General features: G+C 74.0%; 5 protein-coding genes and 1 pseudogene. 2 read left to right on the forward strand and 4 right to left on the reverse strand.

What is annotated here, in order from left to right; all coding sequences use genetic code 11:
- Both CA984_RS42360 and CA984_RS42365 read left to right on the forward strand, forming a co-directional pair.
- Nucleotides 1-224: pseudogene (locus CA984_RS42360) on the forward strand (hydantoinase/oxoprolinase family protein); the annotation flags it as partial.
- Entirely contained in the window at nt 221-2014 is a 1794-nt protein-coding gene (locus CA984_RS42365; protein WP_086578942.1) for a hydantoinase B/oxoprolinase family protein, read from the forward strand. The pseudogene CA984_RS42360 and the gene CA984_RS42365, both read left to right, overlap by 4 nt.
- A 61-nt stretch (nt 2015-2075) precedes the next feature.
- Here the strand turns inward: CA984_RS42365 and CA984_RS42370 are convergent, their stop codons facing one another.
- The 4 genes from CA984_RS42370 to CA984_RS42385 all read right to left on the reverse strand — a co-directional run.
- Nucleotides 2076-2687, reverse strand: coding sequence for a Uma2 family endonuclease (locus CA984_RS42370; RefSeq protein ID WP_086578943.1), 612 nt, complete (start codon nt 2685-2687; stop codon nt 2076-2078).
- A 28-nt stretch (nt 2688-2715) separates the two neighbouring features.
- On the reverse strand, nt 2716-3405 hold the full coding sequence (locus CA984_RS42375) for an adenosylcobinamide amidohydrolase (RefSeq protein WP_086578944.1): 690 nt from the start codon (nt 3403-3405) through the stop codon (nt 2716-2718).
- Nucleotides 3406-3454: 49 nt separating this feature from the next.
- On the reverse strand, nt 3455-4228 hold the full coding sequence (locus CA984_RS42380) for an ABC transporter ATP-binding protein (RefSeq protein ID WP_086578945.1): 774 nt from the start codon (nt 4226-4228) through the stop codon (nt 3455-3457).
- 127 nt (nt 4229-4355) lie between these two features.
- Nucleotides 4356-5317 (reverse strand): FecCD family ABC transporter permease (locus tag CA984_RS42385; protein WP_086578946.1); only part of this gene is annotated, 962 nt, incomplete at its 5' end.

Below are 5317 nucleotides of genomic sequence, written 5' to 3' on the forward strand. Positions count from 1 at the left end.
GTACGGCGGGCGGCGGGGCCGCGCGCCCCGGGAGGAGGCGCAGCGCCTACTTCCCCGAGGCGGGCGGGTACGTGGAGGCGCCGGTGTTCACCCGGGCCGGCCTCGAAGAGGTCACGGGGCCGGCGATCGTCGAGGACGCCGAGTCGACGATCGTGGTGCCCCCCGGATGGACGGCCCGGCTCGCGGAGGCCATGAGCGTGATCCTGACGGAGGCGGCCAGGTGAACGGCACCCCGGCGACCGGAACGGACGACACCGCGTCCCGCAGGACGGGTGAGCCGGCCTCTCACGGCCCCGCTCCTCGCGGAGGCGGGGGCGCCCGCGACGCGCTGACCGCCGAGGTGCTGCGGAACGCGCTGGTGGTGGCCGCGGAGGAGGCCAGCATCGTGGTGGTGCGGTCGGCCTACTCCACGTTCATCGTCGAGGGGTCGGACGCGTCGGCGGCGATCCTCGACGCGGACGGGCGCCTGATCGCGCAGTCGATGGCCACCACGCTGATGAACAGCATGGCGCTCAAGGTGGCGCTGCCGGAGCTGCTGGCCGACATCCCCGCCGGGACCATGCGCCCCGGCGACGTGTTCGTGCTCAACGACGCCTACCGGGGCGGCGTGCACACCAACGACCTGCTCGTCTACCGGCCCGTCTTCGTCGAGGGCGTCCCCGCCTACTTCACCGCCACGATGATCCACGTCTCCGACCTCGGCGGCCTGTCCGCGGGCGGCATGGCGCCGCTGGCCACCGACATCTTCCTGGAGGGCCTGCAGCTCCCGCCCGTCAGGCTGGCCACCGAGCGGGGCGTCGAGGCCACGGTCGAGGCGATCCTGCGGGCCAACAGCCGCACCCCGGACAAGGTCATGGGCGACGTGCGGGCGCTGATCGCGGGCACCGCCGTCGCCGCCGCCAGGGTCGAGGCGCTGGTCGCCGAGTACGGCCCGGCCGGGCTCGCCGGGAGGATCGACGACTACCTGGACTACACCGAGACCAGGACCCGCACGGCCCTGGCCGCGCTCCCGGCCGGCCGCTACGAGGCCTCCTACCTGATAGACGACGACGGCATCGACCCCGGCACCACGCACACGGTCAGGGTCGCGGTCGTCCTGGAGCCCGGGGCGGGGGCCGTACTCGACTTCGACGGCACCGGCCCCCAGGTCCCCGCGGCGATCAACTCCTCGTCGTCGCAGTCGCTGGCCGCCGCCGTGTTCGCGGTGCGGTGTTTCCTGGACCCGTCCATCGCCATGAACGACGGCTGCCTGCGGGCGATCGAGGTACGGCTGCCGCCGGGCTCGCTGCTGAACGCCTGCTCCCCCTACCCCTGCGGGGGCCGGTTCGTGCCCGTCTACGCGGCGATGGAGGCGATCTTCCAGGCGCTGTCGGACGCGATGCCGGACCGGGCGATCGCGGCGAGCGGGATCCTGCAGCCCTTCTCCATCGCGGCCGTGCGGGCGCCGTACTGGATCCACCTGTCCTATGACTTCGGCGGGGTCGGCGCCCGGCAGGGCAAGGACGGGCCGGACTCGACGGGCGTCCACTTCGGCATCGGCCGCAACTCGGTCCCCCAGGCCGAGCCGGTCGAGACCCGCTGCCCGCTGATCGTGGAGTCGGTGGAGACCGTCCCCGACTCGGGCGGACCGGGCCGCCACCGCGGCGGGCTGGGCTCCCGGACGGTGATCCGCTTCCTGGCCGACGCCCACGTCACCACCCGCGGCGACCGGCTGCGCAACGCCCCGCCCGGCCGTTCGGGCGGCCTGCCGGGGCGGGTCGGCGGCTTCTACCGGCGGCACCCGGACGGCTCGCTCGAACGCCTGGGCTCCAAGGTGAACAACGCCCTCTTCGCCGCCGGAGAGGCGTTCGTGATCGAGACGACGGGGGGCGGGGGCATCGGCTCGCCGTACGACCGGCCGCTCGACGAGATCGAGGCCGACCTCAGGACGGGGAGGATCACCGCCCGGGGCGCGCTCACCGACTACGGCGTCGCCGTACGGGCGGACGGCACGGTCATGCGAGAGGAGGGGTGACCTCGGGCCGGGCTCCGGCGGCGGCCTCTGCGGCGCTGCCGGACGGGCACGCGGGCCGCGGCTATGCGCGCGGCCGGGCGAGCTCCGCGGGGTCGAAGCTCATCCGGAAGGGCGCGGTGACCGTGGCGACCCGCCCGGCCTCGCACCTCCGGACGAGGCGGTAGCCCTCTCCGTCCAGCTCGTGGACGTAGACCGCCGGCCCCTCGGCGGGCTCCACCCGCCAGTAGAACGGGATGCGGGCGTCGGCGTAGGCGCTGGGCTTCATGACGCGGTCGCGCCTGCGGGTGTGCGGGCTCACCACCTCGACCGCGAGCACCACGTCCTGGGGGGCGAACGCCGCTTCCGTGCCGGCCGCCAGACCGCTCGGCAGGACGGCGACGTCCGGGACGAGGAAGTCGGCCTTGCCGACGCGCAGGTTGATCCGGGGGACCGGCGCGAGATCCGGCCCGCCCGCGTCCTCCAGGAGCCGCACCAGACGCATGACCACGAGCTGGTGCACCGGGGTGGGGGGCGGGCTCACGAGGAGGCTTCCCTCGAAGAGTTCGTAGCGGTTCCCGTCGTCGGGGAACCGGAGCAGGTCGGCGACGGTGAACGGCGGCCTGCCCGGCAGAACCGTCCGGATCATGTGCGCGGCCGGTCGCTCGATCCTCATGGGGGTCTTCTCAACGGTCATCGTCCCAGTATCGGCGTCCCCACCCCTCTCAGGCAGTACTTTCCGTAATCAGATGGCTCTTCAGAGTGATGTCGTTCCGGTCGGCCCAGTCGAGGGCGCCCCGCCGTACGGCGTCGTGGACCGCTCGGGCGACCCGGGCGCCCCAGAGCGACCGGGGGCCGCCGAACAGTTCCTCGGGACCGTCGCCGCGCACGGCCACGCAGACGGCGTCGGAGGCCGTGCCCGTGCAGGCGAAACCGGCCTCCAGCAGCGCCTGGGACTTGGCCTCGGTCACCGTCATGACCGCGTTGACCAGGGCGGCGTCGCTCATCGCGACCGGCACGGCGACGATGATGTTGACCGTCCCCGGCAGATACATGGGCGCGAGTTCGGGATCGGCGGCACCGTCGGGGGCGGCGGCCCAGGTGGGGACCCGCAGCCCGACGGTCGCCACCGCCTCCGCTCCCCCGTCGGCCGCCCGGGTGAAGTGATCCACCGACGCCGCGGTCAGCATGCCGACGCCGGGCCCCGGCGGGGCCATCTCCAGCAGGTGGTCCACCGGGTCCATCCGCGCGTAGCCGCCGATCACCTGGGCGTTGAGCACCCACTCGGCCGGGCCGATGCCGCCGCCGACCATCGCCGAGGAGATCGCCCGCCAGCCGGGGCCGAACTCCCACAGCAGCGAGGCCAGCCGGGCCCCGTCCTCGTCGCGGTGGCTCAGCTTCACAGGCACTCCCATCGGGTTCCGGGCCGGCGATCAGGGCCGGTCCCGGCACGGAGGCCGGACGTCAAGGGCGTTCCAGATGGACCTCGGGCCTGCCTCCGGCGCCGGTCCCGACACGGACGCGGGCGTCGAAGTGCTCGCCGATCAGTCTCTCCGTCAGCACCTCGGCCGGGGCGCCGGATGCCGCCACCCGGCCCCCGGCGATCAGCATCATCGAGTCGGCGTACTGGCCGGCGAGGCTCAGGTCGTGCAGGGTCGTGACCACGGTCAGCCCGTCGGCCAGGCGGAGGCGGTCGAGGAGTTCCAGGACCTGCTGCTGGTGTCCCAGGTCAAGGGCGGTGGTGGGCTCGTCGAGCAGGAGCACGGGAGCCTGCTGGGCCAGCGCTCTGGCGAGCACGACGCGCTGGCGCTCGCCCCCGGACAGGTGGCCCAGCGTGCGGGAGGCGAACGACGACAGGTCGAGCCGCTCCAGCACCGACGCCGTCACCTCGCGGTCCCGGCGGCTCTCCCTGCCCAGATAGGGGATGTACGGCGTGCGGCCCAGCAGGGCGTAGTCGAACACGGTCATGTCGACCGGGAGCGCCGGGGCCTGCGGGGCGTAGGCGAGCAGCCGGGCCCGGTCCCTCGCCCTGAGCCTGCGGACGGGCGTGTCGTCGATGAGCACCTCGCCGGAGCACGGCAGCACCCCGGCGAGCGCCCTGAGCAGCGTGGACTTGCCGGCGCCGTTGGCCCCGATGACGGCCAGCCAGTCGCCGCCGCGCACCTCGAAACCGACGCCGGACAGCACGGTCCGCGTCTCCAGGACGACGGCGAGGTCCCTCACCCTGACGTGACTCACCCGATCTCCCCGTCCCGCACCCTCTGGTCCCGCACCCGCTCGCCCCACGTCCGCTCGTCCCGCGGCCCGCTCGTCCCGCGGCCCGGGCCCGGATGGGCGGGCGCGCCGTGCGCGCCTCCCCGCCCGCTCACGTCTCCACCCGCCTGGTCACGCGCAGCACCACGATGAAGAACGGCGCGCCGACGAAGGCGGTGACCACGCCGATGGGCAGCTCGGCCGGGGCCAGCACGGTCCGGGCGATCAGGTCGGCGAGGACCAGGAAGGCGGCGCCGCCGATCAGCGAGAGCGGGAGCACCGTCCGGTACGAGCCCCCGGCCAGGCGGCGGACCACATGCGGGACCACGATGCCGACGAAGCCGATCAGCCCGCTCACCGCGACGGCCGCGGCGGTGGCCAGGGAGGCGGCGAGCAGCACGACGAGCCGGACGCGGGCGACGTTGAGGCCGAGGCTGACCGCCTCGTCGTCGCCGACCGAGAGCACGTCGAGCAGCCTGCCGTGGAGCAGCATGATCACCACTGAGACCACGGCGTACGGGGCTACCAGCGCGATCTGGCTCCAGCCTCCGCCGACGTCGCCGAGGATCCAGGCGTAGATGCGCTGGAGCTCGTCCACTCTGAGCTGCTGCAGGAAGGTCTGGATGGCGGTGAGGAAGGACGAGACGGCCACACCGGCGAGGACCAGCGTGGCGATGCCCCCGCCCCGGCCCGCGACGTTGCCCAGCGCGTAGGCGAGCAGGACGCCGCCGATGGCCCCCGCGAACGCGGCGGCCGGGATGGGGAGGGCCGTTTCGTCGCCTTTCATGAACACGATCGCCATCGTGGTCGTGAGACCGGCTCCCGCGGCGGCTCCCAGGAGGTAGGGGTCGGCCAGCGGGTTGCGGAACACGCCCTGGTACCCGGCGCCCGCGATGGCCAGCAGGCCGCCGACGATCGCACCGAGCAGGACCCTGGGCAGCCGGATCTCCGCCAGCAGGCCCTGCTCGACCGGCGCCAGCCCCGAGTCCGCCGAGACGAACGGCAGCCAGTCGAGCAGTTGCAGCGCCACCTTCCCCGGCGGAATGTCCGCCGGGGAAGGTGGCGCTGCAACTG

Source organism: Streptosporangium minutum, assembly GCF_002149035.1.
GTDB classification, from domain to species: domain Bacteria; phylum Actinomycetota; class Actinomycetes; order Streptosporangiales; family Streptosporangiaceae; genus Streptosporangium; species Streptosporangium minutum.

Bases quoted from the DNA above. Each gene is read 5' to 3' on its own strand.
- CA984_RS42375 (WP_086578944.1), bottom strand. From the start codon at position 3,405: ATGGGAGTGCCTGTGAAGCTGAGCCACCGCGACGAGGACGGGGCCCGG.
- CA984_RS42370 (WP_086578943.1), bottom strand. From the start codon at position 2,687: ATGACCGTTGAGAAGACCCCCATGAGGATCGAGCGACCGGCCGCGCAC.